The organism is Nocardia sp. NPDC019219 (assembly GCF_040632645.1).
GTDB lineage: Bacteria > Actinomycetota > Actinomycetes > Mycobacteriales > Mycobacteriaceae > Nocardia > Nocardia sputorum.
Map to the genome: position 1 here is coordinate 14,388 of NZ_JBEYCG010000018.1, position 20,336 is coordinate 34,723.

The 20,336-nt window shown below is 68.1% G+C and carries 1 protein-coding gene; it reads right to left on the minus strand.

Annotated features, from left to right (window positions below; all coding sequences use genetic code 11):
• Window positions 1–274 precede the first annotated feature (274 nt).
• Complete coding sequence (locus ABZ552_RS27570) at window positions 275–20,335, minus strand: glycosyltransferase (protein ID WP_357440730.1); 20,061 nt, start codon at window positions 20,333–20,335, stop codon at window positions 275–277.
• Window position 20,336: the final 1 nt, after the last annotated feature.

Here is a 20,336-nt window from a genome sequence, read left to right on the forward strand (position 1 = left end):
ACGTTCTGCAGGGGACGATCCAGCGAGCGCCGGCCGAGGACTTCGCGAGCGAGTTGCGGCAGCACAACAGGTCGCCGGGAACGATCGACACCTGCTGCCGCGAAGTCATGCCGGGCTTGCGCTCAGTTCGGCCGGACAGCGAACGCGATCGAGCAGCAGTCATCCGCTCGGTTCGATTCCGCCCCCCTCGCCGACCCGAGGATCCGGACCGCGGGGTGGCCCTCGGTGGATCTTCCGCTGGTGATGGCGAGCGCGCGGAGGCCGGGTATGCCGATCACACTTCGGGACGATGCCGCTGATACGCGTCGACGTGTAGCGGCCTTATCTCCGGCGGTTGAAGTTTTGTGACGTACTCGTGGATGACCCACTGCGGCGTGCCGACGATAATGCCGTTGATCTCCGCGTCGGCGAATCCGACGGCGATGGCCTCGCGTGGATCAATTCTGGTCTTGGTCGAATCTTCGAAGGCGTATGCGGGCAGGCGACTGCGCCATTCCCCGTAGCTCTCGGTCAAACCGTATCTCTGCAACATTCCGTGGGCGTCTTTCAGTACAGTGACAAGATCATCGCTGAGCGCAAAGTGGGTGGCGTGATCGATAGCGTGGGCGAATTCGTGGCAGACATCGTCCGCATATGTTTGCGCACTGCTCGGATGCAATCCATATAGGCGACGGCGGTCGCCCTCCGCGAGAGCCATCTTCCGATCGGATGCATACTGCAAACTGACTGTCAATATAGTTCGGGCAGGGGAAAGCTTGCCGGTCTCGACGTTCTTCGTCCATAGACCGCGGGCAGTGGCGCGCGCCCCCACCAAGAAATCGATCTTCAAGACGCGGATGTTGGTCATGAGCTTGCGGAAACCGGGAGCGTACTGATATCTGCCGAGCAGGTCATCCAATTTCCCCAGGACTTCCCGTACCGTTCTCTCCGGGATATGAGGACTGATGAGCCCGGACAGCTCGATATAGGGGTGATCGAGCTCGAAGTTCGCGACCAATCTGGTCTTGGCCTGTGCTTCATCGTCGAGCCCGGCCGTCCACAGCGGATGCTCAGGGGCGTGCTGCGCCACCTTCTGCAACGCGGACATAGCCGCCATCTGCGTATCGAGCACTGTCCTCGAGATCGACTCGGGAAATGCCAGTCGTGCCAGCGAGTCCCCAACGGACTTCACCAGCCGTCCGATCTCGACGATGTCTTGCCGATGGAGGTGGTGGTCCTGCCACACTCTGCGGCCGTTGACGTCGCGAACGAAGACGGCGGCGAAGGGGCTCGGTTTGCCGGTGATCGCCGCGAAGAGGCCCAGCATGTCGACTGCGCGGGGGTTGTCGAACGCTCCCTCGGCCACGTAATCCCGGAAGAGGACGTGGTACACCGGTGGCTGCAGTCGCACCTCGGCGATCGGCGCGCCCATCGATCTGCCGATTATCGCTTTCGTCCACTCCGCCATGGCCTGATCGACATCGTCGTAGACCTCCCGGAGGACTTGTATGTCGTCCTCGAAGGTCAGCAAGTCGATCGTGACACCCGGGCGTCCCCGCATCGCCTGGATCTGCTTCACATCGGGCGTCTCCGCGACCTTGTCGAGTCCTCTCATGATTTCGTCGGCCTGTTCGAGCGACCTCGCCTGTTCCGACGATGAGCTGTCGGTCGGCAGGGACCACGGAGTGGTACCCGACGGCTCGGGGCGATGGGTGGAATCCGCCGGGTCGGACGCGCCGGTCCGATTGGTCGAGCGTGACCACGGCGTCGACTGATCCTGGGGACGGTTCCCGAGGAGCCCGGATGGGCGATCGCCTTCCGGCGACTCGACGCCCTCTGGTTCGGCATGAACGGGATCCGGCATCGCGGGTTCGACACGCAGCGCGGGATCCTCGTGCACCGGCCGCCGACCGACTGGCTCGGGCGCGGACTCCGACGGGCGGTTACCGATCCGGCCACCGGGCCGGTCTGTGCTGGTGCGCGGGGGACCGTCGGCAGGCGTCGCCGACTTCGGCCACGGCACCTCCTTCGCACTCTTCGCAGTCGCGCCTAGCCGGTAGAGCTGGGCAAGACGGTCGGGGAGGCTCACTTTTTGTCGCTTGGCACGCTTCTGGATATTGAAGACCAGTCTGCGAGTTTGTTCGGCGGCCGACTTTCGGATGGTCCCGCGCATCGCGGGGCTGTTGACGTATTCGCGAGCCTCCTGCGCGGCAAGCTCGGGTGTAGCCGCGTGCTCGTCCTCGAGGAGACGCCGGCGGACTGCCTGTTCGGTTTCTTGTTCCCGCTGCCGGTATTCCTCGTAGCACTTCATGACGAAACGCGTCGCGTCCGGCGCGATGGCCGGGTCACAGTCGACACTTCGGACCATCTCGAGGGCTTCGGCGAGGGCCTTCGGAACGGACCCGGATGCCCCGGCGGTCTGCTTGCTTCGGTGTTGGGGATCGGCCGGGTCCGAGATGTCGGGCGGCCGACTTCCGATGAACCCGCCGGGCCGGTGCGGGCCGGGCGGCGTGATGGTTTCGTCGAACAGCGTGGGGGGCTCGTAAGCGACACCCTCGAGCGGAACGGTCGCCAGCATTCGCACTCGCAGCCGCCCATCGTGCGCCTCGACCGCCAGCGCGCCGGTGTATTTCAGGCCACCCCAGCGCCGTGATGCCCGCCCGACCGCTGCGGATACCGCAGAACTCACCTGGTCTGCACCGAAATCCGTTGCCAGCCCCGCGAACTGCGCGGAGTCTACGGCTACGATGCTTTTTCGAGTTACCCACAGGTGCACCGACCAGGACTCCGTTTCACCTGCCCGAGCCCGCCATTCGAACGTGCCGAACCCTTTGCCCAGCAACTCCGACTCGAGAGCTCGACGGGCGCGGACCACGGTCGATCCGGACAGCGTTCCGAGGACCGTGATGCCGTTGTCGTCGTCTCTGCTCGACAGCGAAACTTCGACGCTGTCGCCGGCCGCGGCGGCCAGACCGTAGTTCACCAGCGACGCGGCGACATCGACCAGTTGGGTGGGGACCGAGGTGGTGGCCGCTGTGAGAGAAGTCAACGACTCCGCCAGCGAAGTACGTACCTTTGACGCAGGTGTATCAGGTGCGAACACCGCGGATACGCGGCGAGGTGAATCGTTCGAATCGGCTGGGGAGTCCGGTGGGCGGCTGCCGATGATGCCGTCGGGGCGGTCTCGGAAGCTACCCGGAGGATCTTGTGGCTGAACGAATGTGGCGACCACATCATCGGTATCGGGGTGGAACATGACACCGTCGGACTCGGATACCCACCTCGTCATCCGCTCGTGAAAGGCCCTGAACACCGGTGAAACCTGTTCGGCTTCGGCACCTGGGTCACAGTCGCGGTACTGCACGATGATGTGTTCGCCCTCACGATAGACGACTACATCGACGTGTCCGGGCGCTCGGCGCAATGGGCCGAGTGTCAGCGGCACCCGCACCTCATCGGGGCTTTGGGTGATGTCTTCGCGATCGGTCCGCACCCAGAAACGGTCGTCGTACACGCCGAAGGTCGCCTCGATGCTGTTCAGCAGGCCCCACTTGCGCATAGTGAACAGATCCGGCAGCGATGGCAATTCGCCCTGCCACAGCCGACCGAGGGATTCGTTGTTGAAACTGGTGTCGGTGAGGTCGAATCCTGCTCGTATCAGCACATCGCGTAACTGGGTTGTGCACATCGGGTCGGACAGGCCGCCCAATGCATAGGGATACAGTTGCCCAACCGGGCGGCCGTCCTCGTCGGTGTAGACCACCCCCCAGGCGGCCGCCTCGTCCCCCATGGCAGCCAGCACGTGCATGATGTGGGCGTGTTCGTTCTCACCGACCATCCGGCCCCACCGGTCCATGACAAAGGAAATCCCTTCTGCCCCGGTCCGTAGTGGTTCGAATGACGTGCCTTGCAGCGTGAGGAATTGCCCGTCGCGTACGCCGAGCACCCGAGGATGAAAATTCGCGCCGATGGCTTCCCGATAGTCGTCGTCGGTGAACGGTTCCTCGGACGTCACCGGATGCGAGGCATAGGCGGGCCGGATAGGTCTCGGCGTTTCCGAACCGTGGCGGGCCAGGACGGTGAGATCATCGACGACCCGGGTCACCCTCTGCGGCAACAGTGGATTCTTCTCGAGCCCGCGAAGAGTGCTGGACCGCATCTCGGATGCCGCCGCGTCGGCCGCGTAGGCAAGGGCTTCGTGAATATCGATGCGCAGCTGGAGGAGCGACAAGCCCGCGTCGGCGGCGGGCCGGGACGATCCGAGACGATCCACCGCTGCCGCGACCGCGTGGTCCACCTCGCGAAGCCGATCCACCGCCTGATCGACATCTCGGGTTCGGGTGAGGAAATACAGTGCCGCGCGGTAGGCATCCGGAATGTACTGCGCGGCCGCCGCGCCGAAGGCGCGATCCGAGCCGGTGAGCGCGTGCGCGAATTCTCCTGCCTCCGCGGGCAGCGACCGCAGCGACCGGATCAGTTCCGCATCCCAGTCGCCGCCTCGGTGTTCGGTCAGGAAAGCATCGGCGCGTCGCGCCCAGTCCCCTGCGTCGGCCCCGGCTGCCTGGCCCCGCTCGGCGGCCATCAGCAGCCGCTCCGGGAATCGGGTCAGCAGGTCGAGCAGACCATCGGGATCGTCGGTGGACGCCGATAGCGGCGTCGCTGCCATCGGGAGCGCTCCGATGAGGTGGAAGACGGCGGTCGCGGCGTCGGCTGCGGCCTGGGCATCGGCGATCGACGGTCTGGCACCGCTGTCGGTGAGCCGCCGCCATCGCTCTGTCGCCAAGGCGATCTGTGCTCGCGCCGTCCCGATGGCCACGTCGACCGCGGGTGGTCGGCCGCGATGCACGGCTGCCATATGAGCCGACGATTCAGCCTGCCTTTCGGCGAGGAATCGCTGTACTGCACCATCCGACAGCTGGGCGGCCCAGTCAGTGAGTTCCTGGTGCGTGGCATACACCGGGTCCGGCATCGAGGCGTCGTCCCGGACCGCTGAATCTTCCTCGACGGGCCGCCGACCGTCCGGCTCCGGTGCGGAACCCGGTGGGCGGTTGCCGAGAGAGCCGTCGTTCGTGGTCGGCCGGCTCGGCGGCTCCGCAGCGGAGGAGTCCTCCGGCCTGCTGCCGATATAGCCGCTCGGTCCGGCATCGAGGCTTGTGGACGAGCCGACCACTCGGCCGTTCAGCTGCCGTCGGATGAGGTTCAGCAAACGGCGGCGGCTGCCCGCCTCGAGCTGCGCACACCACTGCGTGAGCACATCGCCCGGGTACTCGGGTGCGTACGGCTGCATGAGCAGACGCCACCGGCCCGATGGGTCCTTACCGACCGTGACACGCGCTGACATGCCACCGAGGTCGAGCACTTCGCTCGAGCGCTCGGTCAACGGCGCCTGTTGTTCCGTGATCGGTGTGGAGCGGACGATATCTCGGGGGGCTTCGAGGACGATTCGGCGCAGCGCCGCCAGGGCGCCGTGCGGATCGTCGGGGTCGTCGGCCCGGGTTGGCCTGCACGCTTCCTCGACCGCCCGGTCGGTCAGTAGGTGGCCGCTGGACGTCGTCGTGTAGGCGGTGTCACCGGGGCCCTTGAACACCCTCGGCGGGAGCGCCGCTATCCACTGCTCGAAACTCGGTCGCTTCGACGCTTTCCCAGGTTTGGTTCCCGGCTTGTCGAGCGCTCCCACGCTGCACAGCCGCAGGTACTCGTGCAGCAGCCGGCCCGGGACCAGTCTCCGGCTCGGATCGGCGTCGTCGGGCCGCAGATGCTCGTCGCGGACCTCGCCGTCGGACCGCAGCCGCACGGCGGTGTACGAGATCCGCAGGCGGCCACCGTCGCGCGGGATCGTGTCCAGCAGGTCCGGGCGTTCGGTGAACAACTCGCGCAGGACACGGCCGTGCCCGCCCATACTCGCGACGATCAGGCCGGTCGGCTCGCCGTCCCGGTCCATCCGTACCGCCACCTGCGGGTGCCCCTCGATCGGCAGCACGGTGGGCGACCGCAGCGTCTCCTCGATCAGCGCGCCCGACACGTCGGCGTCGACCAGCTCGGCCAGTCGCGTCGGCGCACCCGCGGCATCCTCGGCCCGCTCCCACTCGTCGAACCTGGCAATCAATCGCTGTGCGTCGGGCCGTCGTTGCACCCATTCGGCCAAGCCCTGGAACTCACGCCGCCAATTCTTCTTGTTGAACGGCAGGAAGGCCCGCGATTCCCGGCTCGGTGGCACGTGCAGCTCCCCGCCGGTCGCCGAGGGCTGCGTCCACAAGCCGGGTCCGAACTCGACCCGTACCGTATGTGACCAATTCGCCAGCATGGTTTCGCTGAGGGCCGCGATCGTCGTAAGTTCGACCCCGCTCAATTTGGTCGCGCCGCGGCGCGGCTGAGACACCAGCCAGGAGCAATCGGCGCCGAACGAAAGCACGGAGGCGGAGTCAGCCCTGCCATCGGCATTGCCGTTTGCCACCGCGACATGCATCAACCGCTCCGGTCCGCCCGGCTCACCAGCGCCGAACCACATCACCACGTCACCCCGCTGTGGGCGTGGCCCAGTGTCTGGGTCGGAGAGGGTTTGCCGTCCGGACGGAACGAGGAGGTCGGGTAGTTCGCGCACCCAGCGCTGGGCGAAGTCGTCGGGATCGTTCCAGTTGTAGATCGCCGGGACCTGCTCGCGGCCGAGTGCACCGGCGGCGACGGCGGCGGCCACCACCATGTCGATGCAGCTGCGCGGCACGTCGTCGGGAAGCCGTTCGTCACTCGACCAGCCCCAGTCGGCGAAGAGGCTGTCCGGATCGAGCTGACACCAGTAGAACGTGTCTTTCCGGGTGACGTACCCGAGCAAGAACTCCACGACACCGGCCGGCGCGGGTACCGCGGGGTCTTCCACCGCGTCGGCCCCGACCATCCCAGCCGTTTCTCCCTCGCCGCCGAGCCGCGCCCACGGCGTGGGCCTGTCTGCGGAATCACCCGGGTCGCGCGGTCTGCTCCCGATGAATCCGCCGGGCCCCGTCCCGCCCTCGCCTTGCGCGGAATTGCCGCGCGACACCGGTGGAATCGGTGGGTCATCCGGCTGTGCCCTCGCCGTAGTCCACGGCGTCGGCCGGTTCTGCTCGCTTGTCTCGATATCGGACTCCGGTTCACCGGCCCGCTCTCGCGGTCTGCTACCGATGAATCCTTGGTCGTCTGTGGCGGTCGGGCTGACGACGACAGTTACGGGTCCCGGCGCCAGCCGCAGCACAGTACCGTGCCGGTCGATCGCCAGTACTTCGCGCAGGTTCGGGATGAGGTGCCGACGCAGTGCCGAACTCAATTCGGCCGGGTCCACGGCCGAGTCGGTCAGGTTCACCACGATCCGATCGGCCTGGCGTTTCACATACACCTTGCGGCGGATCTCGAAGCAGATATTGCTGACTTTGCCGGTAGTCGGCGAGTAGCAGTCGAAGATCCGACCCTCGATACGGAAGTCGGGCAGCCGCGCGCCGGATTCGTCAGGGTGCTGCTCGACCCGGAAGCCGGCCCGAGCGAGGACAAACGCCGCCTCGTTCTGCCGCTGCAAGCCCCGCTGTGCGTGCCGGAAACCGGGCGGCACGGGACCGGGGCCGAGGACCGGGACGACCGCCTCCGATCCGGATGGCACCGCATCGGGTTGGGAATCACGAGACGGTCTGGTGAGGCCGGCGCCGCCCGCATCCTCGCGGTACCTGGCCGAGGCGGGTTCATTCTGCTGCGCCGGGAGGTCCCGTGGCGGGCCGCCGGGCCGAGGCGTGGATTCCTCGGGGCGGCTGCCGATGTGGCTGTCCGGCCGGTCCGGTCCGGTGGGCTGGTGCCCGGGAGCGCCACTGTCGGCGGTCCTGGTCCCGCCGATGCCGGGAAGGAGAGATCCGACCGCGGCCGCCACCACCGGCGCGAATCCGGGCAGGGCGGCGATCCGCTCGGACTCGCCTTGGGCGGACCGTCGGCTTCCGGTCTTGGTGTTCCAGCCGGAGAGGATCCGATCGGTGACGACACCGGTGACGGCGGAGGCGAGCAGCCGGGCGGTGCGGGCGTCGCCCTCCGCGACCACGTCGTCGAAATGCGCGGCCAGCATGGCCCGGTGCCGGTCGTGCAGCCGGTGCGCTCCGGGGCCGGGTGCGAACAGGTCCAAGTGCAGCACGCGGGCCTCGTCCGGATGCGCTGCGAGGGCGGTGAGGTAGGCGTGGACGGCGGCCCGCAGCCGTGCCGACGGGTCGTCGGGCACGGCGGCCGGCATCGCGGCCCGGACGGCGATCCGCACCCGTTCGACGGCCGCCGCGCAGGCGGCCTCGAAACCGTTTCGCTTGTCGGAGAACAAGTTCTGATACGTCTGAGGTGATACTCCGGCGCGCCGCTGAACGGTCTCCGGAGACATGTCGGCGTAACCCTGCTCGGCCGTGACCGCGATCAGCTGTGTGAGGATCCGCTCCCGCTCCTCGGGTTCCGCCCGTCCCGCCGAGCCGCTGCGCTGTTCCCGTGCCGAGCCGGCAGCATCGGCCGGGTCGCCGGCCGCCGAGCCCACTGCCGGGGCCATCGTGCCCTTTCGGAGCAGATCGAGGAGTCCTCGGCGAAGGTCAGGCACGGCGGTGGCGTCGCCGGTCGCGGCCCAGTCGGCGAGCACGCCGCGGACCGCCGCCGCCAGGGCGCGGCGTCGCGGGGTCGACGTGTTCGAGTCCTCGAACACGGTCGCGAGCGTGGCGGCGATCTCCTCGACCACGCCCACCTCGAGTTCGGCGCGTGTCCCCGGATCCGCGGCGAATCCCTCGACGAGCAGGAGGCGCGCCGTGGCCGGGCGTGCGGCCAGGGCGCTCACATACGTATCCACCGCGGTGGTGACACGGGCGGCGCGGTCGGACGCAGGCACGGCAGCCACTTCGTCGACGACCAGTTGGCTCAGGTTGCTCAGGGCCTCCCGGTGTGCCTTGGCCAGAGCGCTGGACGTGGTCAGGAAGTGGTCCAGGAAGGCGTGCGGCGAGATCCGCCCGCGCCGGCAGACCTCGTCGATGGTGGTCGCGCCGAATCCCTGCGCCGCCACCGTCGCCACGAATGCCTGCAGGATGCCAGCGCGCGAACCGTGAAGTCGCGCGGCGGTTTTCGCGGACCGACAGAAGAGCCACTCGTCCACCGGCGCCGCCGCGAGCCGGATGGGCAGCGGGTCTCGCGTCGGCGCGAACTTCACGACCGTGTAGCCCATGACGGCCCGCCGTACCGCGGGATCGGTTTCCATCGCGTCGGCCACGTCGAGTATCAGCTCGTAGTCGGTTCCTTCACCGCGTACCACCACATGCCCGTTTTCGAGCGACACCTGGGCGCGAGACGACCGGATGTCCCGGGGAGGGTGTGGATCGGCGTTCACGGCGGCATGCACGAGCATCTTCGCGCTGCGTTTGCGGGTGAACGGTTGCAGCAGTTGCTGCAGCCGGCCCGCGGCAGCCCAGGCCGCAGGCACATCGTCGAGTACCGAGCCGAGCGCAGCAACCCAGATGTCGATCTGCGGCGCCGCACCGAGATGCTGCTCGACGATGTTGAACCGTTCCGCCTCCTCGCGATACTCGCCCAGCTCGGTGAGGAACCTGCCCACTCCGCTGGACGACGGCACCACCACCGGCACCCCCTGCTCGATCGCCTCGACGGCCACCAAGCCGAAACCCTCAGCGCGTGAGGGCATCACCACGACCGTCGCGGAACGGATATCCGCCTGCAGCACCGCACGATCCGAAGTCCGCGGCGCCACCTCGACCGCGTCCGGGTGGCCGACCAGCCTGACCAATTCGGCGCGGGCCGAATCGACACCGCGTCTCGGATAACCGCGCACAACCAGCCGCACGTCTCGCCCGCCGGCCCGAAGCCGCCGCACCACGCGGGCGATCTCCGCAACCCCCTTCAACGGGTCGTCCGCACGTCCGAACAACAGGATTCGGGCCGGGTCCCCCGGCGCGGGGACCGGCGGCTGTTCGGCCGGCAACAGACCCGGCTGCAGTTCGTGCACCGAGCCGTGCCCCGCCATGACCGCCGAGGACAGCGCGTCGGCAGCGAGCACCGGTCCCAGCCCTGCCACCAGATGTGCACGCCGCGCCAGATAGACATCGGCCGCGAGCTTGGCCCGGCCACGTTCCGGATTGTTGCCGAGGGTGTGAAACAGCATCGGCGTCAGATGGTTGACGCGAACGAGCTTCGCGGCGGGGTACCGCTCCTCGGCAGCCAGCGCAGCGGCGAGACCGTCGCCCGCATCGTGCACGATCACCAGATCCATCGATTCCGGCAGTTCGTCCCAGTTGGACAGCATCCGCTCACGCGTGAGAGCGAACGGCCCGCTTTCGCGGTGGCCGATCACCTGCACACCCTGGATCCGGGGAGCGCGTCCCACCTCTCCTGTCCGAACCGTCACCGCGTGCCCGGCCTCCGCCAGTGCCTGGCACAGCCCCACGGTCAGCGTGGCCATGCCGGTTCCGCCCAATCCCCACTGGGGGCAGCACACCAGAATCCGCTGTCTGGTGAAGTCGAAGCGCAGTCGATGCCAGACCTGGCCCGCAGGCACGGGATCGGCGGTCTCGATGTCGATGCGGCAGTCCGCCTCGGACAGCTCGCTGCGCAGTTCCGTCAGGGTCACACCAGGATCGGGGTCGGTGGCGTCCGGCCGGGTGTAGTCGAACTGAGCGACCAATCGCGGCCGGCCGTCGGTGTCCTGTGCGGAGGTCACGACGATCACAGGAGCATCCCCGGTCCGGGAGCGGGCGATCTCCGCGATCCGCGGTATCGCGTCGATCACGCCGTCCGACATCCCCGACGAATCCGATTCGGGCAATCGAGCCGCGACGGTGGCGGCCAGCATCGCGGGGTCGGACATGTGAGCGCCCGGCCCGACAACCACCTGCCAATGGAAACCGCTGTACTTGTCCCGCATCTCGGCCGCGTGCGCGCGGGCGTCGCGGTAGGCGTCCATCAGTGTGTAGATCGAGTCGATCGCCAACCGATCGGCGATCTCCCGCAACTTCGCGGCGTGGTCGCGGCGCATGTCCCGGTTGGCCAGCAACCACCCGTCCGGCGGCCGGTATCCGCTGTCGGGATGAATGAAGCCGGCACCGCCGCGCAGGCGGTTCACGAAGGCCTGACGCACGGTGACATGGCCGCCTTCCGGCGGCATGCGCCCGAACCGGTCCGCGAGCCGGAGCGCTTCGTCGACGTTGTGGATTCGAGTGCCCCATTCGGAAAGCACTCGCCCGAAGACACGCGCCGGGTCGAATCGGCGCGACATGAGGTCCTCGAAGGCCAATTCGATGCTCTGCACAACCGCGTCGGGTTCCGACAACGTCTGCAGGTCCGCGGCGGCGACCCACCGGGCAACTCGCAGCGCGGCGTCGAATTCGCCGTCGGTCATCGCCCCCCAGCGCTGCCGCATCTCCTCGACGGCCACGGGTGAGGCGATCATCTGGGTACCGGCCCGCTCGTCGAAACTGGTGCCGTGCACGGCGAATCCGAGCATCCGGGCTGTGCTCGCGTCACAGCCGTGCGACAAGGCACGCTCATGGAGCAACTGCGCCGAGCGCAACTCGTCGTAGCCCTCGGGGTTGTCGCTGCGCCGACCGCCGCCGTAGACGAGATCGCTCCACGCGTCGGCGGCCAGCGCCGCGACGATCTCGCGCAGGTCGGCCCCCTGGAGGACACCGTTGTCCACGATGTGGCGCAGGTCCTCGGCCACGCCCATGCCGTTGTGGTACAGGGCTGTCACCCCGAATTCCCGCAGTTCGAAGGCGTCGTCGTGGAGGTGGTTGGCGCGGCCGACGTCCGGATGACCGTACAGCGTCCGGTTGGCGAAAAGTCCTTCGGCGGCCAGCCGTATCCCGCGCCGGATCTCCGGATCGGTGAGCTGTTCCCGCGGCACCCGCGCCCGCAGCATCTCGGTGACCTCGTCGATCTCGCGCGCGATCACCGCGACGGGCAACGGCGGAGCGGCCGGACTCAGCAGGTGATTCTTGATCCAATCGGTAGCCGCCCGGTCCTGCGTCTCCTGCATCCAGGCATAGACATCGGCGAGCAGGGCGACCTTCGATTCTCCCTCGGCGGGCTGCCACGACCGGTTTGCCAGATCTTCGTGCGACACCAGATCGGTCCCGACGCCGGGCCAACCCACTGATATCCGGAACCGCCCGCGCGCCAGCACCGAGCGCTGTTCGTCGGCTTGGGCCCAGTCTTCCGCCGCGCACCGCCGGTACAGCCATTCCGGAACCGACAGTTCGACGACATCCGGGTCACCCGACACGTCCGAACCCAATACCCGCGCCGCCGCCGCACGTCCCACCACGACACCGTGCTCGGCCAGCAGCCGACCGAGCTCACCGGCATCGATCGGACCGTCCGATCCCGGTGTACCGGCCTCCGCCGTTCTCCGTTCGGCGCCACCTTCCGGATCGAGCGATGGCCGGCGGCCGATGAGACCGTCCGGGCCGCGCGGCCGGGCACGCTGTTCGGAGTCGCCATCACTCGACTGCCCCGCCACCGCCGCACGGAGTTGCTCTCCGGGCGCTGTAGCTCGGTCGGCAGGTGGCGCGGTCTCCGGACGCGAATCACGCGGCCGGCCGCTTTGATTCCACTGGGTGCTTTTGCCCTCCGGCTTCTCCGCACCACTGACCGGCGGGTGCCGGTCGGCGACGATCAGCCGTTCGATGGCGCGATCGAATGTCGAGTAGTAGCCCGCCCGCGTTGTGCCGTGCAGATCGAGGGTCTCCCATTGCCGCCCGTGCTCGGTGGTCAATGGGACGACCAGTCGATCCGTGTACGTCCCATCCTCGGCCATCCGCCGCTTGATCTCGTCCTGGGCATGCCGGATCAACCTTTGGGTACGGTCGTACTCCCCGTGCAGGGCGCGAGTGTCGGGGTCCGCTGCGATGCGTTCTGGTAGCTCGATGACATGCCGGTCGATCCAAGCCTCGTCGTATCCGGCGCGGCGAAAGGCGTCGCGGATGGGCTCGGCAACCGGTCGCACGATTCGTTCCCCGGTATCGGGATCGATGATCAGACGCTGCTCCCGAGAGACCTGCAGGTCGCTGTAACAAGGAATGACGTAGGCGTCGTCGAGGGGGTAGGCGTATCTGGGACTCCCGTTCAATGGACGGAACGTGGCGTCGCTGGCCAGATGAGCCTCGTCCGATGCGGTCGTCTTGGCTTCGTTGCGTAACGGCGTCGTCTCCGTGATCGCGCCGAGCGGCAGGACGACGATCGCGCCGAGCGGGTCGGGCAAGACAGTGCCACTGAGTGTGCGGCGGAGTCCGGCGTATCCGACGTACATGTTGAAGTCTTCCGTGCCCTGCCAGTCCCCAGGCTTGATGAAATGCACCCCGACGGAATGGGCGGCCGTGGTGTTGACGACCTCGTCGTGTGCGCCGGACCGAATCATGCCCGCTGTGGCGATGGCGCGAATGTTCGGGGTGAAGTGCAGATACAGTGTGTCGGCCGGATCCACGAAGGTGCCGAAATCGGATCGGCGCTCCGCCGACTCGTCTGCTACTCGGGTGTACAGATCGGGGGCGGTCTCGGGAATACGCACCATGGTGCGCACGCGGGCAATGGCGTCCGCCAGAGCCCTGACGTTCCTCGCATCGTGATCCCGGAACACGAATCCTCGTATCGACGATTCGGCGAATATGCTTACCGCGGACTTTTCGACAGTCCTCAGTGCGTCATCAACGATCATGGTGATGGGCCGGGGCGCGGCAATGGCGGCTACCGCTTCGACTGCATCTTTTCTGCTACGCAGACCTCGGGTGATCTCCGACAGCAACGGTGCAAGTTCATTTTCCGGGATATCCTGCCAGCCGACGCTGATCTGCCGACGCGCCGCCGATATTTCGGACCGCATCGCGTCGATGCCGTCGAGCAAACCCCGGATCGTCCTGCGCGAACCGCGGTCATAAAGCACTTCCGCCGCGCGGTCGAGCCGGCCCTGGATTCCGCGCTGCAAACGCCGTATCGCGTCATCGGCTCGGAAGAACTCCGCTCGACGCGAATCCAGTTCCGCAAGCCGAACCAGAGCCGCCGTGCGTAACTCCTGGGCATAGCGATCTCGCACCCCGGGAAGCGACGCGATGAGTTTATTGCGCTTGACCGGGACCATCTCGGCAAGCACCCGAATATCCTGCTCGTCGAGACTCGGGTGCGCAGTGATCTCACGCAGGGTCGCGATCATCTGATCACGCTGTCCCTCTGCGGTTTCGGCGTATTCGACCAACCGCCGGCCCAAGAATGCACTCAGCTGATCGCGGACACCCATCAGCGACACCATGTCCACCGTTCCCGGTTCACCGACCAGTGGCGCGAGCGCGTGCTCCAATTCGCGCAGCTGTTCGGTGATCCGGTGGACTGCCTGATCGCGTTCGGTCAGAGCGTCCGACAGTGCGACGGCATGCTCCTCGGTGAGCAGAAGCTGCCCGGGAACGACAACAGGCCCTGTCATCTGCTCAGCGGCGAGATCCCCCGCAGGAAGAAACGAAATCGCCTCGGGTGATCGACCGCCGATCGAGCCCTCATCTGCGAGGTGTGGTTCGCCATCACTGTCCTCGCCGGAGTGGCCGATGGAGTCCGCTCCCGTGCCGCGACTTTCCGGCTCGTCGGAGTTCCCCGGTAACGAGCCGTCGCCGACCGGGCGATGACCGGCGAGTGCGAACTGGTTCCGTCGCAGCGGTGGGGCACGGCTCGACCAGAGCGATGGTGGAGGGAGTCCTGGGTCCTGGGAGGCGACAGCAGAACGCCGTGTGGCGGAAAGGCGGACGAGGGGTTCGCCCTTGTGGTCGAACTCGATGGCGAAAACGCGGCGATCGGCCTCCGTCAGTCGGTCGATGAACGCTTGCTGCTCACGCCGCCACTGCTGGAACGGGACCGCCTTTTTCAGCAGCGCGGGCCGGGCCGCCAGATCCGCCGCGGTTATCGGAGCCTGTCCGGGGGCGGCCGCGATGTCCAGGACGACCAGGTTCGGGGCCTCCGCCCGGTCACTGGCGTTGACCAGCAGCACCAAGTGACTTTCTACTTCCCCCTTGTTCATCCACTTGTAGACAAGGGCCTGGCTACCCCAGGGCCGATCTTCCAGCGATTCGGCGGCCTCGTCCAGCGACCGGAATGCCCGGAAGGCGCCGCCGAAGGCCCGCTCCGTGGCTTCGGCGTCGTGGCCCCGCAGTGGCATGTCGTCCGGGAGGTGGTAGGCGTGCTCGTTGTCCGGGTACAGCACCCGCATCATCGTCACGCCGTTGTTGACGCAGCTCTTCGGGCTGCGCTGGTGAATGGCGACGGCGAGGTCGAGCAGGGCGGCGACGGCCAGATAGGTGGAAGCGGCGAGAACGAGAAGTTCGGTGGCCGGGTCGTCGGCGATCTCGGTGCGGGCGAGCAGGCGTGCGACCGCGTCGGCGAGCACATCGCGGGCGGTGGCGGCGTTCACCTCGGTGACGGGAACGTCCAGCAGGACCGCCAGCTCTGCGCGGGCCGTGTCGACTGCGGCGCCGACCTGGCGCACCCCCTCCGCGCCTGCGACCTGGGCGGGTTCCCAGCCCAGTTCGGCGGCCAGCCGGTTGCGCTGCGGCGTCAGTCGATTCAGTGCTTGCTCGTCGGTAAGGGTGTCCGCCCGCAGCACCGCCGCGGGCGGGGCGTGGTCGAGGTGCTGGTTCAGCGCTTCCACGGCGGCGGAGGAGACGCCTGCTCGTTCCAGCAGTCGGCTCAACGGGTCGTCGGCATCGTCGTTGTCGAACACAGCCGCGGCCGCCTGGACCGATGCCGGGATCCCGAGCCACCCGGCCAGCCGTGCGAACCGGTCCCCCCGCAGGTGCGGTTGGACGGCATCAGGACCGGCGTGCAAAGCCCGCATCGCGGCACGGTTGATATCCGCTCCGGCGTGGCCGGTGTCCGACCTGCTCGGGCCGGTGTCTGCCCCGGTCTGTCCGGCATCAGCCGAAATATGGGCAGTGCCCGGCTCGGTGTGGAGGGTGCCCGGAGCGACAGTGGTCTGGGACGAGGGGGCGGCGGGAACAACTGCGCTCGGGGGCGCGTGGGCCTGATTGGCGCGGCGCATCGCACGCTCCAGATACATGCGGTCGGCCGCGTCGTTCTGCAGGGTGGATGTCAGGCTGCGCATCTCCCGCTCGGCCGCGGCGACGTCGGCCGCGGTGGCCGCGACCTTCGTCCGCGCCGCCTGCACGGCCTCACCTGGTCGGGCCGCATCCGTACCGCCCACCCGGCGGACGGCTTCGGTGTATTCCGCGGTGGCTTCGGCGTGCTCGGCCAGTGCGGTCCGATAGTGGGTGACCGCGACGCGCGCACCATGCTCCTGCGCGTCGCTGTAGAGGCGGTCGGACGCGGCGACGTTGAAACAGAAGCTGCCGTTGCGGCCGTTGCGCCCGGCCCGCGCCGACCACTGATGATCCTCGTCCGGGTTCGTCGGCGAACGCCCCAGCATGTGCGCGTGCACCCCGCCCAACCGGTCGACCTCGTCGCTGATCGATACGTCGAAGCCCCGGCCGAGCATGCCCGTGCCGACGGTTACCGCGCCCCGGACACCCGCGGTGTCCTTGACCGACAGCAAGTGCTCCTCCGCGGCATTGTTGTCGCGGTGCTCGGCGAACCACCGGGCATCGATCGCAGTGTGTTCCACGTCCGCCTTGGTCAGCATCAGCGAGAATTTCCGCGCCAGATCATTGAACGGGCAGATCACCAGCACCGGCCGTCCCTCGGCCTGCAACTGCTGTACCCGAGTCACCGCGTCCCGCAATTTGTCCGGCTCGGTGAGGAATATCCGATCCTCCTCCCCCGCCAGTTTCGAACGCCCGAAGTCCTCCACCTTCGCCAGACCACCCTCGACCGGGAAGTTCTCCTTGATCTCGGCCGCGGTCCGTTCCAGCGTGCCCGACATCAGATGCAGATGTTCGTATCCGCCGAGGACGTCCTCCACGGTGACCTGTTTCGATCCCGTCCCATCGGAATACACCGGGGCGCCGAACATCGCTTCGACCATTTTGTGACGGCCTCCGAACCACCGGCTCTCGGTGCCGATCTTCGGATCGCTTCGCGGCTTTCCGTACTCGTCGAGAATCTGGATCTTCTTCTCGGCATCCTGTCCGAAGATCTGAAAGTCCCGATTCAATTTCAACCGGCCCGCTCTGACGTCCAAGAAGGCACGGGCCATCTCGGTTTCCTCGGCGGTGAATGCCCGCCCGGCGTGGCTTTCCCACAACCTGCTCACCGTATCGAGGCACCGCTCGGGTTGCTCGCGCAGCAACCGCGCTGTCAGCGTCCGTGCCGCCCCGACTTCCTCCGCCGACAGCGGCCGCGCCGCCCCGCCCTCCGCCACCGACAGCGGCCCGTCGTGGAGTGCTTCCTCGAGATGCACCGACAGGTCCTCCGCCGTCGTGATTCTGCTGCGCAACATGGCTTTCAAGAAGTCACGCACCCGGTACACCGCGGCGGCCTCCACCTCCGAGGCGAGCTCCCGCTGTCCGTCGGACTGGTAGTGCACCGTCTGGTTGTGCACCAGCACCGCATCCGCCTCATCGATGGTCGCGGTCTTCCCCGGCGGCGGCCGGTCGAACAGCTCGGCGGTCGCGCGCTCGTCGTAGGTCATGTAGTACACGGTCGGGCGTTCCGTCTCGCCCGGCGGGTTGTGCGGATCCCAGCGCGCGACCTCGTACCCGAGACTGCGCAGCATCGGCGCGAATTCCCGGACCCCCTCGTTGGCCAGCACCTCGGTCGTGGTGATCACATGGTGCACCCGCACCGGCTTTCCGCTCGCCTGCTCCACCGGCTCCCCGCGCGACAACTGCCGCAACGTATCCAGGGCACCGACCATGGATTTGCCCTGGCCCGTGCCCATCTGGCGCATGAACCCGTGCTCGCCGAGCAGGAACGCCTTGATTTGATTCCACCGCGGCGTCTTCCCGGTACCCTCGCGCATCGCGTCGATGTACCGCAGCAGCGACTCGGCCCGATCACCATGCTCCATCGCGTGCCTGCGCTGCTCCCACGACTCAGCGGCCAGCTCCTCGTGCCGCAGCCGATACAACGCCAGCGCCTTCTTCGCCGCAACTTTGAATCGCGTCTGCTGGTCGGCGGTAAGGTCTTGCTTCGTCGCCGGATCCGCCGACGGCAACCCCGCTAGCTCCGCTACCAGCTCCGCCGCCGGGCGGTCGGGTCCGTCGTGCACGGACGGGCGAACGTCAGCGGGCACGGCGTCCTCGGACTGCGCCACAGCCGGTGGCTCGTGCACCGGCGGTGCGTCGACGTACTTCGGCGCCGTCACCCGGGTGAGGCCGTCAGGACCCGCACCGTGGCGGCCCGACGCTTCGCCCACCTGCACCGGCGGATCGAGCTTCCCCGGCCCCCGTCCCGGCCGCGCGACCGCCGGCTCGTGCCCAGCCACACCGTCGCTGGCCGGAACCCGGGCGCGCGGGCCGCCACCGGCCGCACGCGCGTGGTCCCCGCCCGGGGCCGGCGAGTGCGGCGGTTCCGAACCGGAGTGTTCACCACCCGCGCTCGACACCAGCGCAGCGGAAGCCATACCCCCCGCAGCCTGCGCACCCCCAGCACCGGGGCCAGGACCACCGGCGTGCGCATTGCCTCCACCGTCGGCGCTGTGCGCACCACCGGCCTGTGCACGGTCGGCTTGCACACCGCCACTACCCGTCTGCCCACTGTCCCCGGTTCGCGCATTGCCGACGTCACCGGCTCGCCCACCGCTGCCCTCGTGCCCATCACCGCCCTGCGCACCGTCACGGCCCTGCGCGCCATCACGGCCCTGCGCGTGAGCGCCATTCTGCACCTCGTCATCGGCCTGCGCGAGATCACCGGTCTGCGCAGCGCCACTACCACCCGGCACGTCCGCACCGGCCCGCGCGCCGCCGCCAGAGGTCTCATCGCGACCGGCGGGAAGGTCTACTCCGGGTTCTCGATCGCCGGCATGGTCTGCCGCTGCCCGGTCGCTTTGCCGCGCAGGCTCACCCGGTGACCCATCCGCTCCCGTCCCACCGTCCGTGTGGTCCGCTGGGGCCGGAGCCTGCTCACCCGATTCCGAATCGGCGAGGCGCTGTGCCAGGTCCCCGGCCTCATCCGGCTGGTGCCACCCATCACCCGTCGCTTCCGGTGGTCCGGACGAAACCAGGTTCCGTCCAGGCTCCGATCCTCCGGCATCCGTAGCGTGGCCGGGCACGGCCGAGGTCGCGAGCTGCAGGGTGGTGCTGTCCACCGGCCCGGCAGGCGGAGCGGGCGTCAGCGATTTCACACCCTGGGGAGCCCCCGCCAGTCCCAGCACGGCATCCTTGCTGAGACTCACCGTGGATGGATCCGGAGGAACGTAGGCGCCGCCGCCGTCGACCACCTCTGCGAGGGAGGAACCGAGATCCGGGTGGACGCCACGGTGGACATCCACGACTCCGCCGAATCCGCCGCTGAGCAGCGACGCCAGGACGTCTTCGAAGTGTTCCGGCCAGCCCGTGACCAATGCCGCCGCACCCAGACCGGACACCGCGCCCGTGACCCCTTGCACCAGTCCGAGTGCCGAGCGGCTGGTCTGCAGCCGGGGAAGAAGCTTGGGCGCGACCTTGCCCGCGGCTATGCCGCCCACCGCGCCTCCGGCGCCCGACACTGCTGCGGCTTCGACCGACGTCAGATCGATACCCCTCGGGTTCTCCCCGTTCGGGCCCTTGACGGTCGCGGTCCGGTCGCCTGACTCGACCTGCGCGATCTGTACCCCGAGATCCACACCCGCGGGCAGCGCGGCGGCTGTGCCCACCGCGAGAACGAACCGGTGCGGCCCCAATGCCGCGAGTCGGGTCGCCGTCTTCGCCGCGCCCGCCTTGTATGCCTGTTCCAGGCCCGCGCGCATCAGCGCGACCCTGCCTCGGCCCTCGATCAACATCGACTCCACCACGGGAGCCGCCGCAACCTGCCCGGCCGGACCGGCCGCGGCGGCTGCCGCCAATGTGCTGATGATGCGCCAGGCCAGTTCGACGCCGAACGCGAACATCACGCACAGCGTCTTCTCCGCATCGTTGGCGGCCCCGTGAGCTTGATCGGCCAAGGCCAGCGCTTCCTCCCGCAGCCTGGCCGCGCCCTCCTGGTGCAGATGCAATGTCTCGCGCACTCGGTCACCCAGGCTGCCGAGCGAATCCTCCTGCGCGAGTATGTTTCCGGCATCCTCCGCGTGCTCGTTCATGGCGTCGGCCTTGGCCCGCAACTCCGCGGCCATCCAGCGCATCCTGGACACATCGGCGCGCGGCAGGTCTCCCCCGAAGACCACCAACTCGATCGGGCGACGCACCGCGCTGGGCAAACCCTCGAACAAGCGGCGCAGCTCCACGACCGGGTTCAGCGACAACGAACCGTCCACC